This is a genomic window from Pseudomonas sp. C9 (genome assembly GCF_002000165.1).
Classification (GTDB): Bacteria; Pseudomonadota; Gammaproteobacteria; order Pseudomonadales; family Pseudomonadaceae; genus Aquipseudomonas.
This window is the reverse complement of record NZ_MPAK01000001.1, coordinates 4,549,670-4,566,619: the sequence shown is the minus strand read 5'-3', so window position 1 is coordinate 4,566,619 and position 16,950 is coordinate 4,549,670. Positions and strand designations below refer to the sequence as shown.

The following is a 16,950-nucleotide window of genomic DNA, read 5'->3' as shown; positions in this document are numbered from 1 at the left end:
TTCGACAGGCAAAAAAAAACCCGCCGAAGCGGGTTTTTCCCAAGACCATTATCGACTCCCTGTCGGTAGCCAATCCTTGCTGATGGTCGATCATCCGTGATCCTGAAGCGCTTCCTGTGCTTCAGTTGATGGAGCTAGATTACGCGTCGGATCCAATCTGCAATAGTCGACATAGCTACCACCGCGTGTAAGACATTCGCTATAGCCACCCTTCCGAAAACCCCTAGACGCCTCAGGCATCTCGCCGGAGAGCTTCGGTACAGAGACTTCCAGCCAATCAGCCACCCTCACGCTCATGGGCCTTGGCGTTTTCGATCAGATACTGTTCGATGTTGTTCATCTGCTCTTCCCAACCGCGGCTGTCCATACGGAAAGCCTTTTCACGACGAGCTTGGGGGACGTGATCGAAACCGGACTCGGACACTTTGAGCCACGTGCCGTCGTCCCCGTCTTCAAGCTCGAATTTCACCAGTGTGGTCGGCTCCTGGGAGTAGTCGACGTCCGGGTTGACGGCATAAGGGTGCCAGCGAAACGAAAACAGCCGCTCCGGCTCAACGCTCTCCACCAGGACATTCCACCGCAAGTGTTCATAACCGGGATAGGTTATCTGCCCCTGAGTCCACTCACCGGCGATGAAACGCTTGCCTTCCAGTGCCACGCCAAACCACTGCCCGAATGCCTCTGCGTTGGCCAGCACGCGCCAGACGTGCGAACGCTTGACCTTGAGCAGGACTTTCCTTTCGATGCGATCAGATGCTGCGTTCATAAGTCACCTCCTGTATTGAACAGTAGGTCAGTAAGACCACAAGACCAACCCTAAAATGTATCAATCGCTTGCCGCGATCAACCTTGCCCGCAATATTCGGCCGCATTTGCATGCATAAGTTCTGACAGACGGACGAGACTGTTGGCTGGCGGGGCCTCACAGGTGGCAGGTCTTCTGTCGGCGCAAGGCAAAAACGATTCGCTACACTGCACCTCAATCTCCTCTGTCACAGCGAGTTTTCCTCCATGTACTCACGCGTTCTCCTGGCACTGACACCCGTGCTGTTTACCTCGATGGCCTTCGCTCTGGACTGCGACAATGCCGCCGACCAGGCCACGATGAACCAGTGCGCGGCGCAGCAGCATGCGGCGGCTGACAAGGAGTTGAATGCGCTGTATCAGCAAATCACCACGCGACTCAAAAGTGAGCCCGAGCGCAAGAAGTCGCTAGTGGGTGCGCAGCGTGCGTGGATTGCGTTTCGGGATGCCGAATGCAATTTTTCGGCGTCCGGGGTGGAAGGCGGGAGTGTTTATCCACTGATCTACAGCAATTGCGTGACTGAATTGACCAAGGCGCGAGCCGAGACCTTCAAGACTTACTTGAAGTGTCAGGAGGGGGATTTGGGCTGCCCGGTGCCGGGACAGTAAGGTTTCCAGCGTTCTCAAGGGCCTCATCGCGAGCAGGCTCGCTCCTACATTGGATGTGCGTAGGAGCGAGCCTGCTCGCGATGGCGTCTGATCAGGCAAAAATGATTACCGGACAAACACCTGTGCCGTGGTAATCGCCATGTCCCCGCCCGGCATCTTGATGCTGCCGATCTGCTTCAGGCTGTCGGCATCAAAAATCGCCACGTCGTTAAACGTCCCGGCCAGGTAGATCTTGCTGCCGTCCTTGTTGAAGGAAATGCAGTAGTAGGAATGATCCAGCGTCGCCGCCTGCAGCATTTTCTTTTCCTTGATGTCGTACTTGGCCAAGCGGTTCAGCACGCCGAACATCAGGTTCGGATCCTTCGGCGAGCGCATGCCGCTGAAGTAGATTTCCGTCAAAGGACCGAAGTCAGTGGTTTCGGTCTTGCCGGTTTTCAGGTCGATGCTGAACAGTCCGTAAAGGTACTCGGCAGTGGCCGGGTCCTGCTTCTTGTCCTTGAATTTCGCGGCGGTGTAGAGCAGCGAGAAGTCATGACGATAGGTCTGCTGGTTCCACACGTAGAGCACGTCCGGCGCGCTGTAGTTCTCGCGTTTCCAGTGACGGCTGGGGATCAGCACGTCGAACTTGCCGGTTTTCACATTGACCTTGTAAACGTCCGCCCCCGCCACATACAGCGTGCCGTCATCGCCACTCTGCATGATGGTCAGTTGCCGTGGTGCCGGGAAACTGCGCACCGGTTTGGCGTCCATCCCGGCATCGGTGGCATACACATCGAGCCGCGGTTGCTGCACTTCGTAGCGGTCGTTGAGCATCAGTGTCGGGTTGGCGACGGTGTACAGTTCCTTGCCGTCGTGGCTAAGGGTGAAGGCGAACATCGAGCGCGCTTTCTCCCCCGTTTTTTGCGTGATGCTGGCGTGGAACACCTGCTTGCAGTTGTCCAGTTCGACGCCGTAGACATCCGCATAGTGATTGTTCAACACGTAGGCGGTCTTGCGGTCCGGTGACAATTGCACGGTGCCGGGGCCAAAGGCGTCAGGCATCTTGCAGGTCTTGAGCAAGGTGTCGGTGGCCAGGTCGATCACGTTCAGGTTGTTCGGGTAATTGGTGGTCAACATGTACTCGTGACCGTCTTGCAGTGCAGTGTTTTCATCGGCCAGAACAGTGAACGAACACGTGCTCAGGGCGGCGAATGCGGCCAGGCCGCAGGCTTTGATGCTGTGCATGCTGGAATCCTTCTTCTTATCTGATCACTTGTCTTTCGGGAAGACAGTGCCGAGGTTGCGCCAGTTTTCGTTGGACGCCTGGGCATCCTTGTTCCAGTCCGGGTAGGTACTCATCATGTCGGGCACCTGGGCCGGCCACCAGCACGGGTCGGAGCAGCCATACAGGTCGGCTTCCATCGGTTGGCAGAGCGACGACACACCACCAAACGCGTCGATTTCCCAGCCCGGGTCGGTGGTCGAGGCGCAGCCCGCCACGGAGCTCATCGCGACCACTTCTTCGATGCGGTTTTCGGCCGCGGCCTGATCCATTTTCAGCGCTTTGTTATTGATTGCCTTGAGATGTTTCATATCAGTGAGCCTTGCGCGGAGTGATGTAGCTGCTGATGAACGCAGGGTTATTGGCCATGATCCGGGTGTAGACCTCGATACCGAAGTCGACCCAGTCACGCATCAGTTCGCAGTAGTGATAAGTCGGATGAGTCGGGTCGCCATACCGGGCGTAGCTCTCGTGATAGCAGCCGCCGGAACACAGGTTGCGGATCTGGCAGTCTTCGCAACCGGTGTTGGTGCGGTCCAGGCGCTGGGACAAGAAGTCGTTCAACTCGACTTGCTTCACACCGCTGTGGACGTTGCCGAACGTCGGCAGGCTGGAACCGGTAAAGCGATGGCACAGGTTCAGCTCGCCCTTGTGATCCACCGCCAGCATCTTCAGGCCCGCGCCGCACGGCAGGGCTTTTTTGTGGCCTTCGTGGATATCGGTGATCAACTGGTGCAGGTTGGAGAAACCGATGTTGCGGTGCTCCAGCGCGGCTTCCAGGTAACGACGACCGAGTTTTTTCATGTTGGCGAACACTTCGATCAGCTCGTCGCTGGTCAGGTTGAACGTGCTGATATCGCCGGAGGTCACGGGAGCGAAACCGACTTCGGCAAACCCTAGCTCGTTGAACAGGTGGTCCCAGATGGTTTCGACATCGGTGACGCCGGTGGTCAACGTCACACGGGCACCGACCGGGCGGCTGTTGTAGCGCGACAGCAGCATCTCGGCCTTGCGCCGCACCACGTCGTACGTGCCCTGCCCGCCCACGGTGATGCGGTTGCGGTCGTGCACGGTCTTCGGCCCGTCGATACTCACCGAGAGCCCGAAGCGGTGGGCATTCAGGTAGTCGACGGTTTCTTCGGTGAGCAGCGTGGCGTTGGTGGTCATCACGAATTCGACGAACTTGCCGGCCTCGCGAAAACGTTTCTCACAGTAGTCGACCATGTACTCGATCAGCTTGCGATTGCTCAGCGGTTCGCCACCGAAGAACACCACGGTGAAACGCTCTTCGTCGGGGGATTCGCGCAGCAGCATTTCTACCGAGGCAATCGCCGTTTCCACGTCCATTTTCTTTCCGGCCGAAGGCTTGTCGAGGTCTTCCTTGTAGCAGTAGGTGCAGCTCAAATTGCAGCCGGTGTTGACGTTCAGCACCACGGTATTGATCGCCGTGCGTTCGACCCGTTTGGTGCCGATGTCCGGGGTCAGCGGCGAACCGTCGCTGACCAGTTCCAGCGAGATCAATTCACGCAGCGTCTCGGTGATTTCTTCGCCGTTGAAGCGCGCGGCCAGACGCTGGATCAGGTCATCGGACGAACAGCCCGGACCGCGCAAGGTATCGATGATGGTGCCCGTCAACTCATCGCTGGCGAACAGCGAACTGCTGGGGATGTGAAACAGCATGCGGTCGGCATCGACGTGCACTTCGTGCAGGTTCCGTTCGACCAGATTCAAAATAGCGCCCATTGCAACCTCCTGTGCAAACCCCGTTCGACGGGGCCTGCGGTCATTCCGAAAAGTGTCTGAAGCCTTGGGTTTCAGGGCAAATCACGGAATGGGTGGATTGTTCCAGCGTTGCACGGTGACGATCATGTGGCCTTCGCCGGTCAGGGATTTCCCTGCGTCGTCGACGGCGGCGATCACCTTGAGGTTGCCAGCATTGTTGGTGGACATTTTGCGTTGCGGGTTCGGCCCGGCATCGCCCGGCGTGAACACGCCGCTGTCAGCCTGCATGGTGCCGGCGAACTTGACGTCTTCGTCTTCCTTGGCGCGATCATCGAAGGCTTCGACTTTCCATTGCGCCGGGAATACACCGATGCGATAAGGCTTGCCGTCGGCGCCTTTGCCCCATGCCTCGGCGTCGAAACGCCCCTGGACTTTCGGCGTCGAACCACCACCCTCGCCGATCCGCGAGACCGAAAACTCCGGCACGACTTTGACTTCGGCGATGGAGTTGTAGACCGACAGGCTCGGGCCTTTCAACGTGCCCACCGTCACCGTGCGCAGGCCCGGTTGGGCATTGGCGGCGGCCTTGAGTTTGACCTTGATCCGGTCCGGGCTCTGTTCGACGACTTCGAGCACTTCCACACCTTTGCCGAAGTTCGGTTTGCCGGTGAGACCACTGCCGATCAGGGTCACTTCGGTTTCGCTGCCGGCTTTCACGTAACCCGGTTGCACCGCCAACAAACGACTGGAGCCTTGCTTGGCGGCGACGAAGTCCAGGCCACGCTCGTCATGCTCGGCCTCGAACATGCGGCCTTGCATGGCATTGCCCTGGGCGGCGAATACCTGGCGCAGGGTCACGCCATCGATGGTCACGTTGCCGCGCCATTCATAGCCGGTGTAGAGAATCGCGCTGCCGTCGCCGTTGAACGGGCTGCCGTCGGCGTATTGGCCTTTGATGCTGACCTTGAAGGTGTCGCTGCCATCGGCGCTGACGGTCATCACGCCGGCCAGTTCGCCCTTGCCTGGCAAGTGACCGCTGAAGCTCCAGTCCCCCACCAGTGCATCGGATTTGGGCGCGACGCTTTGCCATTTTTTCCAGGCCGGGTTATCCAGCGGATAACGCTTGGCCAGCAACGGCACCATGTCTTTGCGGGCGATGTCGAACCAGTCACGGTCGCGGGCCAGGGCCTGGTATTCCAGCGACGGCCACTGGCCGAGGTGGAAGTTCACCAGACGCTCCCATTCCTGGGCCGGACGGCGTTGCAGTGCAACCCGTGCACCGGAGTGGCAGCGGCCACACATCTGGCTGGTCTGGTCGTCGAATTTTTCGACGGTATTGAGCCGGCGCTCAAGGGCATAACGCACACCGTCGGTTTCGCTCGGCGCCAGGCCCTGGGTGTCGGCCAGGTACTTGACCAGCGTGCGGCGGTCCTCATCGCTGATCTGCAAACCATGCATGGTCTGCATTCGGGCGATGCTCATCAGCCAGCCTTCCGGGGTCTTGCGCTGGTGGCTGATACGACTGAGGGCGTTACCGGCTTCGGGCGTGTGACAGCCCTGACAGGTTTCCTTGAGGATGGTCTGGGCGTCTCGGGCTGCCTGGCTGTCCGGCGCATGCAGCGCCACACAAGCGGCTACGGCCAGCAGGCTGGCGCTCAGGCCTGATCGGAGTTTTCTCTTCATCAACGTCGAACCTCGCACGGTGCTTTCTTATTTTTGTGGCTTATCGTTTTTATGGTTTCTAGCGTCAGCGGCGAACCACCGACGCAGGCAAGAGAAACGTCTGCGATGAGCAATACACGGAGCGTGCCAGCTTGCCGATATCCTTTCCTATCAATCAGTTGCGTTAAAAAGATGGCGTTCGAAGCGCTGTCGACCAGATCACCTGCGTCTAATATCGCGACAGTTGTTGCAATCTGCGACAAGCATAGATGCCCGCACGGAACAGCTCATCGCTCGACGATTGACGGCATCGGGATCAAGGGGCGAAATGGTTGTTCACCGATTGCCGACAGGGGATCAAAAATGGCAAACATCACTGTCTTGGCGGGGGACTTCCTGCAGGGTGATGGAGAGTACAGGGACGGCGTTTTTACCCTCAGGACGCCGCTTCACCCGTGGCCCGGTCTCAGTCTTCCGCTCTCATCGTTCAAGCGTGTGGAAGTGGCTAACGAGGAGTCGATCAACAACTTCAAGGACGCCATCGGGTTCGGCGTGGCCGGCGCCATGCTGCTGGGCCCAATCGGCGCGATTGCGGGGTTCATGCTGGCAGGCAAGGAAACCGAAGTGACCTTCCTGGCCACGCTCAAGGATGACAAAAAGCTACTCGCTGCCGTTGATAGCGACACGTTCGAGGAAATTTACCGAAAAGTACCGTCATGAGTGTGTCAACGCGAGCCGCACCACGCGCGGTGGTGCGGCTTGGCCGGTTCAGCCTGGAAACGTCGGAGGGAGGAGGCCTTTGTGTGCGCTGATCTCTTGCTGCATCTGCGTCACCAACGCCGTGATCGCATGAGCAGTGTCCAGTTCCCAGACTGCAACGTGGCTCACCAGGTCCACTTTGCCGGTGGTGCAATCGCAGACCCGAATCGTCATCGACTGATCCGGCGCCATACTGCAGGTGCATACCGAAGGCAGAAAACTCTGCTCAATGATGCTTTGAATCTCCAGGGTTGAAAGGTTCATCAGTACCTCCCTTGCGCGAGATGTGTGGCCGGGAGAGTGCTCCATCACTTCACCCACCGAGCCAGAAAATTCTATTCCTCAACACGAGGGGTCTCAAGGGCGCAACCGGGTTGCTCGTCGTCTCAGCCGTTGTCGCAATTTGCGAAAAAAATCACCGGCGTTACCAACCCTTTTCACCTGGCGAACCCCGGCCAATCAACGGTTCGCCTGACCTTGCGGCGACTTGGCACAGCCATTGCGAAAGCCCTGTTCTCACGAATAATAAGAGGCCTCGCCATGTCGCTCCCTAATTTGCTTCCCGCCACTTCCGCGTTTATCCAGCGCGCCCCGCGCATGCTGATCGGCGGTGACTGGGTCGAGGCCGCCGATGGCCAGACCATGCCCCTGCACAACCCCGCCACCGGCGAAGTGTTGTGTGTGGTGCCACGGGCCACGCCCGAGGATGTCGACCGCGCCGTGCTCGCGGCCCGCCAGGCTTTTGATGATTCGACCTGGACCCGCACCCGCCCACGCGAGCGGCAGAACCTGTTGTGGAAACTCGCCGACCTGATGGAGCGCGACGCCGAACTGCTGGCGCAGCTGGAATGCCTCAACAACGGTAAAAGCGCGGTGGTGGCGCAAGTGATGGACGTGCAACTGGCCATCGATTTCCTGCGCTACATGGCCGGCTGGGCGACCAAGATTGAAGGCTCCAGTGTCGAAGTGTCGCTGCCGTTGATGCCCAACGATCAGTTCCACAGTTTCATCCGTCGCGAAGCGGTGGGTGTGGTCGGCGCCATCGTCGCCTGGAACTTCCCGCTGCTGCTGGCTTGCTGGAAGCTCGGCCCGGCCCTGGCCACCGGCTGCACCGTGGTGCTCAAACCCGCCGATGAAACCCCGCTGACCGCGCTGAAACTTGCCGAACTGGTGCTGGAAGCCGGTTACCCCGAAGGCGTGTTCAACGTGGTCACTGGCACCGGTATTACCGCCGGCTCAGCCCTGACGCACAACCCGTTGGTGGACAAGCTGACCTTCACGGGCTCCACTGCCGTGGGCAAGGAGATCGGCAAGATCGCCATGGATTCGATGACCCGCGTAACCCTGGAGCTGGGCGGCAAATCACCGACCATTGTCATGGCCGACGCCGACCTGAAAACCGCCGCGGCCGGTGCCGCCAGTGCAATTTTCTTCAATCAGGGACAGGTGTGCTGCGCCGGTTCGCGGCTGTATGTGCAGCGCAAACATTTCGACAATGTGGTGGCGGACATCAGCGATATCGCCAATGCCATGAAGCTCGGCAACGGGCTGGACCCCAGTGTTGAAATGGGGCCATTGATCTCCCGGCGCCAACAGGAACGGGTTTACGGGTATATCGAAAAGGGCCGGGAAAGTGGTGCGACCATCGCCTGCGGTGGTGAGCAGTTCGGACCGGGATTTTTCGTCAAGCCGACCGTGATTGTCGACGTCGATCAAAAACACTCGCTGGTGCAGGAAGAGATTTTTGGCCCGGTACTGGTAGCGATTCCGTTCGATGACGAGGCCGATGCGTTGCGCATGGCCAATGACAGCCCTTATGGGCTTGGAGCGAGCATCTGGTCGAATGACCTGGCGGCGGTGCACCGGATGATTCCGCGGATCAAGTCGGGTTCGGTGTGGGTCAACTGCCACAGCGCACTGGACCCGGCCCTGCCGTTTGGCGGGTACAAAATGTCGGGGGTCGGGCGTGAAATGGGGTATGCGGCGATTGAGCATTACACCGAGTTGAAGTCGGTGTTGATCAAGCTGTGATTGTCTGCGTTGGTTAGGCCGCCTTCGCGAGCAAGCCCGCTCCCACATTTAATTTGTGCTCGACACAGAATCAATGTGGGAGCGGGCTTGCTCGCGAAGGGGCCAGACCGGCCACTACAAATCTCAAGGTTTGAAACCCTGAGCCAACAACCACCCCCGAACCACCCGCCCCTGCTCCACCGTCAACCCCGCCAATACCCGTTCCGCCGGCTCGGTGCGCAACCGCCGCACAAGCGGCGCCAATTCAACCCCCTGCACATGCCAGATGCCCAACGGTTGATCCGTCGTGATCACCACCTCGGCCTCATCGACAAATCCGTCCTTGAGCACCGGTGCTCGCTCGATCCTCAATGCTGAAAAATCAGCCTCGGCATGGGCGACTTCAGCATCCGGCCAACGCCGCCGCGCTTGCCAGAATGGCTGATCCAGCCAACGCAGTTCATCGGCGTAAAAATCCCGACCGATTCGTGCAAAGCGCAAAAACAACTGCTCGACCCGCTGCTGATGAAAGCGCTGGGCCAACGCCGCTCGTTCGGGTTTGCGCAACAACGTGTTGATTACTGCCGGCGCCTGAAGCGCCGAAGACAGTGATTGAAAAATCCCGTTGCCCGACAGCGGGTCCACCGCCATGGCGGCATCGCCAACCCGAATCCAGTGATCGCCGCACACCTGCGGGCATAGAATCGCGGTGCTGCTGCGGGCATGCAATTGCAGATCGACTTCGGCCTGGTCAGCGAAAAACGCCTGAGCCAACGCCGAACCCTGGCGCCGCTGACGACAATAGTCGAGCAACTGCGCCTTGCCCGGCAGGTCGGCGCTCGCCACGTCCACCGTCCATTGCCAGTAACACTGGCCGTCAGCCCGCCGCGCCATCCAGGCCCAGCCGTCTTCAAGGCTTTCCACGGCGCTGGCGGTGGTGCCCGGAGGGCCTTGCCAGCGATTGAGCAAGCTGACCGTCTCGGGCCCGCGCAGGCCTTTGCCGAGCGCCGGGGCCTGGCGACCGCGGGCTTCCACTAAAAAGTCTGCGAGCAGCGTTTCGCGCCCATCAATGTCGATCCGATGGCCCGTCGCGTCGGTCTCAACGGTCAACACTCGACCTTCGATCAGCTCGACGCCAGCCAGGCGCAGGTCCTCGCGCAGGCCTCGGTCGAAGCATGGGCGATCGAGTAAAAACTCAATGTTCTGCGCGTGCTGCTGGCCGTTCCACGACACCTGCCGCTGGGAAGGCAACGCCGCGTCCGCCAGCGCCTGATGCACACCCGCACCGCGCAAGGCCTCCAGCACACGGACCGAAACGCCTTCCAGCGCCGCAAATCGGCGCCACTCGCTGACCAGCGTGACGGGATAGCCGAGTCGGCGCAAACCCAGGGCGACTGCGGCCCCCGCCGGTCCTGCGCCGAGAATCACAATCATGGGCCAACGCGCCGTTCAGGACCGCGATAACGAGCGTTTTCGCGCAGCCACTCGATGACCTGCTCGTTGCTCGCCTCAGGGTGTGCCATCAGGAAACCGGCAATGTGTCCACTCAACGCTGCGCAGCCAAGACTGGCGCCGGACTGCCCCGGATAAGTCCCATGCACACACGCGGCGAAATCCGCTTGAGCGCTGTTGAGCCATGACCACTCCTGCTCAGCGCATCGCGCGTCGCCGGTGACGCGCAACACCTGTGGATAATTCGCCGGGAACACACCTTCACCTTGCGCCGGGCTGGAGGCGCAGAGCAAAACGCCCTGGCTCACCGCCGCCGCGCAGGCTTCGCGCAACAGGCTGCGGTCCTGACGCAAACCGAGGCTCAAATTGATCAACCGGACGTCCTGTGCCACCAGCCAGTCGATGGCGCTGGCAATCTGCAAGGCGCTGGTGACGCCGCGCTGGTCAAACACCTGCCCCACGCAAAATACCGCTGAGGGTGCCCGACGTCCGATGGCTTCGATGACTGCGCTACCGTGACCCAATGGATCATCACGCAAGTCGCTTTCGGCCAGCCCATCCTCCAACAACGAAAATCGTCGCCCGGCCACGACCTCCACCCGTTGCGCCGCCGAATGCCCGCTGTCGACCACCCCGATGCGTAGTTCAGGCTTCATGCAGCACCGTTTTCGAAGTGAGTACGCCGTCGAGCAATTCAAAGCGCAGGTCGGCATCGGCCAGGGTTGAGGGACGATGGCTGATCAAGATGCGTGTGCGCCCGGCAAACAGTCGGTCGATGGCCTCGATGACCTCGCGCTCGGTGGCTTCATCCACCGCCGAAGTGGCCTCGTCCAGCACCAGAATCAACGGATCCTGCAGCAGTGCACGGGCAATGGCGATGCGCTGTTTCTGGCCGCCGGACAACTGCTGGCCACGCTCGCCCAACGGACTGTCGAGCCCCTCGGGCAACGACTCGATCAGGCTGTCGAGTTGTGCCAGGCGCGCGACGTCGGCAATGGCCTCGCGACTGGCGTCCGGCACCGCGTAAGCGAGGTTATCGGCGAGGCTGCCGCGAAACAGCACGATGTCCTGGCTGACAACGGCAATCCGCTGCCGCAACTGGAACAGGTCCAGCTCCCGAAGATCAACCTCCCCCAGCAACACCCGACCGGACTGCGGATCGTGATGACGCTGCAGCAGATCGATAAGGGTAGATTTGCCGACCCCGGAGCCGCCGCTGAGGGCGACTTTCAAGCCGTAGGGAATTCGCGCTTCGATACCCCGCAAAGTCGTCGGGCGGCCGGGATGGCTGAAGTGCACATCGTCGAATCGCAGGTCGCCGCAGATCGGCATCGGTTGCGGTTGGACCGGCGTCAAAACTGTGGGCTCTTCACCGCGCAGCTCCATCACGCGTCCGAGACTGACGGTCATCCGTTGAATGGCGACGTAGAGGCCGAGCAGGCTCTGGACCGGTCCGACGGCCATGCCCAGGTAGGTCGAAAACGCAATCAAGGCACCCAATTGCCAAGTGCCCTGCACCACCCAGTAACCGCCGATCAAAAACGCACAGGCGCGGGACAATGAGGTCAATGTGCCCGGTACGGCCTGGGTGAAAAACTCGGTGACTTGCAGGCGCAGCAATTGGCTCATGTAGCCTTGGCCCAGCGTCTGCAGACGCCGCGATTCACGTTGTTGCTGGCCGGCGGACTGGATGAATTTCATCACCGGCAAGGTCTCGACCATGAACGAGGACATGTCCGCCGAGCGCTCGCGTAATTGCCGTACGTCGCGCTCGACTTTGCGCCGCATCCAGCGCAGCCAGAGCACGTCGAGGGGAATCAGCACCAGGGCCAGCAACGACAGCTTCCATGACAGGGTCAACAACATCGCCACCGCGCAGACCAGACCGATCACGCTCGACACGGCCGAGAATAATGAATCCACGGCAAAACGCTGGATCTCCGCGACGTCGCCATCCAGGCGCGACATCAAGTCTCCGATACGCCGTTGACCGTAGAAGCTCGGTGAGAGTGTCTGCAAATGCCGGTAGAGATCATCGCGCAAAGCAAAAAGAATCCGCCCGGACAACCGCGTGTGCAGATAGCGATTGATGCCCGACAGTGCCGTGCCGAGCAGCCCGGCAACGATCATCAACCCGGCAATCAACACCAGCATCGGGAAATTGCGGGCTAGCAGGCCATCGTCGATCAGCAGCTTGGTCAGCCACGGTTGCACCAACACCAGCAGCGAGGCGCACACCGATAAACCGAGCAGCCCGACAATGGCCAAACGATGCGGACGCACGAAGCTGTAGAGCCAGCGCAATGCCGCTTGCAAGGCTTCGGGGTGCTGGCTGTCGATCAGCCGGACGATCAGGCGCTGCATCACGAACGCAACTGTTTGAGCTTGCGATACAACGTCGCGCGGCTGATGCCCAACGCGTCGGCGGCCGCCGAGACATTGCCCTGGTGAGTGTCCAGGGACTGCCGAATCAGCTCCAGTTCGTTCTCGCGGATGCTGCCAGCCTGTGGTCGTTCGCTCGCGCTCAACTCGTCGAGCATGCTGTCGGGCAAGTGATCGAGCGTGAGGACGGTCTCTCCCGGTTCGCGCATGGCCAGCGCGGTGCGTAATACCATCTCCAGTTGGCGGATGTTGCCGGGCCAGTGATAACCGCCGAGCAAGCGGCTCAAATCGTCATGCAGCACGACGGCCGGCGCATCGAGCTTGGCCAGCAATCGCCCGACCAGACCACTGAAGTCCTCACGTTCGCGCAGGGCCGGAAGCATCACGCTGATGCCGTTGACCCGGTAGAACAGGTCCTCTCGGAAGTGCTTTTCATCCACCAGGCGCTTGAGGTCACGATGGGTGGCGCAAATCAGCGCGACGTCGATGTCCTGCTCTTCGCCAGCACCCAATGGCGCGACTTTGCGGTCTTGCAGCACCCGCAGCAAACGCGCTTGCAGGGCCAGCGGCATGTCGCCGATTTCATCGAGAAACAAGGTGCCGCCATGGGCCTGTTGCAAGCGACCGACCATGCCACCACGACGGGAACCGGTGAACGCGCCCTCGCGGTAACCGAACAGTTCCGACTCGATCAGGCCTTCGGGAATGGCGGCGCAATTCACCGCCACAAAGGGTTTGTCGCAGCGAGCACCGGCCAGGTGCAAAGCGCGGGCGATGACTTCTTTGCCGGTGCCAGTTTCACCGAGCAGCAACACCGGCAATTCATTGGCCAGGCCTTGACGAGCCATGCGCAACGCTCGGGCATATCGCACGTTACTGCCGGCCAGGGACTCCAGGTCCGGTTGCGGTTTGGCGGTTTTGACGGTGCTGCGTGGAGGGCTGCTGACGCTGATCGAGCGTTGCGGTGCACGCAGGGTTTTGTAGAAGAATTCGCCTTTGGCAGTTTGCAGGCTGCCGACACCGCCCTGGTGCAGGCGAGCCAGCAATTGCAGGCCATCGACGCCCAAAAACTCTTCGCAACGTCGGCCCACCAACGCCGAGCGTTCGGCGTGAAGCAACTGACAGGCCTGGGCACTGACCGCAAGGATCTGGCCCCCAAGGCTCACTGCCAGCAGGCCTTGCCATGGAGATTCGAGGTATTGGCGACGGCTGTGGAACGCCAGGACGATTTCGTCCGGGTAGCTGGCGTTGAAGACGCGGCTTTCAATCTGGCTGACCGCCATGGCTAACAACGCGGTGCTGTCATGGACGCGGCCTAGCGGGCCTTCACGGGTCAGGTCGAGCACGCCGAGGATGTCGCCCTGAGGGCAATAAATCGGCACCGAGGTACAGGAGAAATCAGTCAGGCGATCGAGATAATGCTCGCCGCAGTCGATCATCGTTGGCCGGGCTTCGACCAGGGCGGTGCCTAGCGCGTTGGTGCCGCGAGCGGCTTCGCTCCAGCAGGCACCCAAGGTGATGTCTTGCAGGCCGCTGCCTTTGAGGCGATCGGCGCGCCCTTCGACGGCGAGGATGGTGGCATCGGAGTTGGCGAGGATAACCAGGCCTTCCTTGCCCTGACGTTCGGCCAGGTAATCGATGGCTGGCAATGCTGCGTCGATCAGCAGTCGGTTGCTCGCCAGCAACACGTCGAGGCTCGCGCTCGATTCCAGCGCCAGTTCGTGTTTGCCATTGAAATGCACACCGTGGCTGAGACTGCGTCGCCACGAGGCGTCGATTTCCGCGCGCAACACGCCGTCGGGAACTTCGCCCTCGAGATGGAGTTTTTCCCGGGCCAGGCGAGCTTCACGGTGCAGTTTGGGTGGTGTTGTTTTTATTAGCGTCATCAAGCGCTCCGAGTCGGTCCGCCCTGCGCTATTTTTAAAATCAGCGCCCTGCCGCAATCTTTACGTTAACGTCAGGGCGATGGCAAGTGCCTTACAGCACCTGTGGTTTCAGAACGACCACTTAAACGTGTGGATCACCCGGGGCTTTGCTCGGCGCGGCGTATTGCGGCTTGAGGTGACCTTCCTGATCGAGCAGCCAGGCGTCCATGATCTGTCGCACCACGGGACCTGCGACGCGACCACCCGCCTCGCCGTTTTCAATCATCACCGAGATGACAATCTTCGGGTGCTCAGCCGGGGCAAATCCGACGAACAAGGCGTTGTCGCGGTTACGTTCCAGGGTTTTCGCCCGGTTGTAGCGCTCGCCCTGCTTGATCGCAACGACTTGCGCAGTACCGCTCTTGCCAGCAATGCGGTATTGCGCCCCGAGCGCTGCCGCCCGGGCAATCCCGCGAGCGTCATGCATCACCATCTGCATGCCGTGGTTGACCTGTTCCCAGTCACGTGGATCCTTAAGCAGGATGTTGGGCATCGGATGCTCATCTACTGGCGCAACACCGTCCACTGACTTGGCCAGATGCGGACGATTCCAGACACCCTTGTTGGCAATCAGCGCAGTGGCCTGGGCCAGCTGCAGCGGTGTGACCTGCATGTAGCCCTGACCAATACCGAGGATTACCGTCTCGCCAGGAAACCAGGCCTGTCGGCGCGTAGCCCGTTTCCAGGCCTGGGACGGCATCAAGCCGGCAGACTCTTCGAACATGTCCATCGAGACCTTCTCTCCGAGGCCGAACATCGCCATGTAGTCGTGGAGCCGATCGATGCCCAGCTTGTGCGCCAGGTCGTAGAAGTAGGTGTCGTTGGAGCGCATGATCGCGGCGTCCATGTCGACCCAACCGTCGCCGCTGTGGTTCCAGTTACGGTATTTGTGATCGAAATCCGGGAGCTGGTAGTAACCCGGATCGAAGACACGGGTCTGGGGCGTGACGACGCCCGCATCGAGGCCGGCAATGGCCACTTCCGGCTTGATGGTCGAACCCGGCGCGTAGAGACCGCGCAGCACGCGGTTAAACAGTGGGCGGTCGATGGAGTCGTGCAACGCCGCGTATTCTTTGAAACTGATCCCGGTAACGAACAGGTTCGGGTCGAAGCTTGGCTTGCTGACCATTGCCAGCACTTCACCGGTGGAGGGGTCAAGCGCAACGACTGAACCTCGACGATCACCCAGGGCTTCTTCGGCGGCTTCCTGGAGTTTAACGTCCAGGCTCAGGACAATGTTTTTACCGGGGATAGGGTCGGTGTGCTTGAGTACACGCAGAACGCGGCCCTGGGCATTGGTTTCGACTTCTTCGTAACCGACGTGGCCATGCAACTCGGACTCGTAGAATTTTTCGATGCCGGTTTTACCGATCGATTGAGTGCCACGGTACTCCACGTTATCCAGGGCTTTGGATTCTTTCTCGTTGATGCGACCGACGTAGCCGATCGAATGCGCGAAGTGCGCGCCCATCGGGTAATGGCGAACGAATTGAGGCTCGACATCGATTCCCGGCAGGCGGAACTCATTGACCGCCAGTATCGCGATCTGCTCTTCGCTCAGTTCATAGAACAGGGTGACCGGCACGAACGGATGACGGGCCTGCTTCATCGCCTTGTCGAAGAGTGTTCGATCTTCTGTCGGCAGATGCAGGAGGTCTACCACCTCATCCAGTTCTTCTTTCACGTCGGAAGCGCGTTCACGGGTGATCGTCAGGTTGAAGCTTGGCCGGTTGTCTGCCAGCACCACGCCGTTGCGGTCGTAGATCAGTCCACGGGTGGGAGTAATTGGCAGGACGTGGACGCGGTTGTTTTCGGAGATGGTTGAGTGATAGTCGAATTCGACCACCTGCAGGACATACATGCGCACCACCAGCGCGCAGGTAATGGCGGCGACGAACAAGCCGCAAGCCATCAGCCTTTTCTTAACCAGGCGCGTTTCTTTTTCGTGGTCTTTGATCGGAATCGGTTCGGGCATTTCTGCGGCAACTCTTTGACTAAAAAAGGGTGCCGATCCGTAGGCGTGAAATCAGTCCGTTAAAAAACGAGCTGCACCATACCAAAAACTGCCCGGTCACTTGAGTGCGATTTCCTCGAACGGTTGTTCTTGAGCGTCAAAAGGACAATACCGACTTTTCTGCAGACAAAACAAAACCCCAACTGCTTTCGCAATTGGGGTTTCGGAATTTAATCTTGACGATGACCTACTCTCACATGGGGAAACCCCACACTACCATCGGCGATGCATCGTTTCACTGCTGAGTTCGGGATGGGATCAGGTGGTTCCAATGCTCTATGGTCGTCAAGAAATTCGGGTACCGAATCGTGGCCAGCTGGCCGCGCTTCAGCAAATTGGGTATGCGATAG

14 protein-coding genes and 1 rRNA gene are annotated in these 16,950 nt (G+C 60.0%); 3 read left to right on the top strand and 12 right to left on the bottom strand.

Annotation, left to right across the window (positions count from 1 at the left end):
* Positions 1-277: 277 nt before the first annotated feature.
* Positions 278-766 (bottom strand): SRPBCC family protein, encoded by a 489-nt coding sequence (locus BMS17_RS21380; RefSeq protein WP_077431689.1) that lies wholly within the window; start codon positions 764-766, stop codon positions 278-280.
* Positions 767-1,011: 245 nt separating this feature from the next.
* On the opposite strand from BMS17_RS21380, the gene BMS17_RS21375 reads away from it, so the two are divergent.
* Positions 1,012-1,413 carry a lysozyme inhibitor LprI family protein gene (locus BMS17_RS21375; protein WP_046032635.1) on the top strand — a complete coding sequence of 134 codons (402 nt, stop codon included), beginning with the start codon at positions 1,012-1,014 and terminating at the stop codon, positions 1,411-1,413.
* Positions 1,414-1,518: 105 nt separating this feature from the next.
* Here BMS17_RS21375 and peaD read toward each other — a convergent pair whose 3' ends face one another.
* The 4 genes from peaD to peaA form a co-directional block, all read right to left on the bottom strand.
* Positions 1,519-2,637 (bottom strand): quinohemoprotein amine dehydrogenase subunit beta, encoded by a 1,119-nt coding sequence (gene peaD, locus BMS17_RS21370; RefSeq protein ID WP_046032634.1) that lies wholly within the window; start codon positions 2,635-2,637, stop codon positions 1,519-1,521.
* Positions 2,638-2,661: 24 nt separating this feature from the next.
* Positions 2,662-2,985, bottom strand: a complete 324-nt coding sequence (gene qhpC, locus BMS17_RS21365; protein WP_046032633.1) for a quinohemoprotein amine dehydrogenase subunit gamma — start codon at positions 2,983-2,985, stop codon at positions 2,662-2,664.
* 1 nt (position 2,986) lies between these two features.
* A complete protein-coding gene (gene peaB / locus BMS17_RS21360; protein ID WP_046032632.1) occupies positions 2,987-4,417 on the bottom strand; it encodes a quinohemoprotein amine dehydrogenase maturation protein in 1,431 nt (476 codons plus the stop codon).
* Positions 4,418-4,498: 81 nt separating this feature from the next.
* Complete coding sequence (gene peaA, locus BMS17_RS21355; protein ID WP_046032631.1) at positions 4,499-6,079, bottom strand: quinohemoprotein amine dehydrogenase subunit alpha; 1,581 nt, start codon at positions 6,077-6,079, stop codon at positions 4,499-4,501.
* A 342-nt stretch (positions 6,080-6,421) separates the two neighbouring features.
* Between peaA and BMS17_RS21350 the strand changes: the two genes are divergently transcribed.
* Positions 6,422-6,778, top strand: a complete 357-nt coding sequence (locus BMS17_RS21350; RefSeq protein WP_046032630.1) for a hypothetical protein — start codon at positions 6,422-6,424, stop codon at positions 6,776-6,778.
* A gap of 48 nt (positions 6,779-6,826) precedes the next feature.
* Here BMS17_RS21350 and BMS17_RS21345 read toward each other — a convergent pair whose 3' ends face one another.
* Positions 6,827-7,081: a DUF1652 domain-containing protein gene (locus tag BMS17_RS21345; RefSeq protein ID WP_046032629.1), complete on the bottom strand. Its 255-nt coding sequence runs from the start codon at positions 7,079-7,081 to the stop codon at positions 6,827-6,829.
* Positions 7,082-7,357: 276 nt separating this feature from the next.
* Between BMS17_RS21345 and BMS17_RS21340 the strand changes: the two genes are divergently transcribed.
* Positions 7,358-8,848 (top strand): aldehyde dehydrogenase, encoded by a 1,491-nt coding sequence (locus tag BMS17_RS21340; RefSeq protein WP_046032628.1) that lies wholly within the window; start codon positions 7,358-7,360, stop codon positions 8,846-8,848.
* A gap of 123 nt (positions 8,849-8,971) precedes the next feature.
* Here BMS17_RS21340 and BMS17_RS21335 read toward each other — a convergent pair whose 3' ends face one another.
* The 6 genes from BMS17_RS21335 to rrf form a co-directional block, all read right to left on the bottom strand.
* Complete coding sequence (locus BMS17_RS21335; protein ID WP_046032627.1) at positions 8,972-10,261, bottom strand: NAD(P)/FAD-dependent oxidoreductase; 1,290 nt, start codon at positions 10,259-10,261, stop codon at positions 8,972-8,974.
* Positions 10,258-10,935 carry a S8 family serine peptidase gene (locus BMS17_RS21330; RefSeq protein WP_077431688.1) on the bottom strand — a complete coding sequence of 226 codons (678 nt, stop codon included), beginning with the start codon at positions 10,933-10,935 and terminating at the stop codon, positions 10,258-10,260. Before BMS17_RS21330 ends, BMS17_RS21335 begins: the two co-directional genes overlap by 4 nt.
* A complete protein-coding gene (locus BMS17_RS21325; protein ID WP_046032625.1) occupies positions 10,925-12,643 on the bottom strand; it encodes an ABC transporter ATP-binding protein in 1,719 nt (572 codons plus the stop codon). Before BMS17_RS21325 ends, BMS17_RS21330 begins: the two co-directional genes overlap by 11 nt.
* Complete coding sequence (locus BMS17_RS21320; protein ID WP_046032624.1) at positions 12,643-14,547, bottom strand: sigma-54-dependent Fis family transcriptional regulator; 1,905 nt, start codon at positions 14,545-14,547, stop codon at positions 12,643-12,645. The genes BMS17_RS21325 and BMS17_RS21320 overlap by 1 nt, the downstream gene beginning before the upstream one ends.
* A 121-nt stretch (positions 14,548-14,668) precedes the next feature.
* Entirely contained in the window at positions 14,669-16,561 is a 1,893-nt protein-coding gene (gene mrdA, locus BMS17_RS21315) for a penicillin-binding protein 2 (protein ID WP_046032623.1), read from the bottom strand.
* Between the two features lie 213 nt (positions 16,562-16,774).
* A 5S ribosomal RNA gene (rrf, locus tag BMS17_RS21310) occupies positions 16,775-16,890 on the bottom strand.
* Positions 16,891-16,950: the final 60 nt, after the last annotated feature.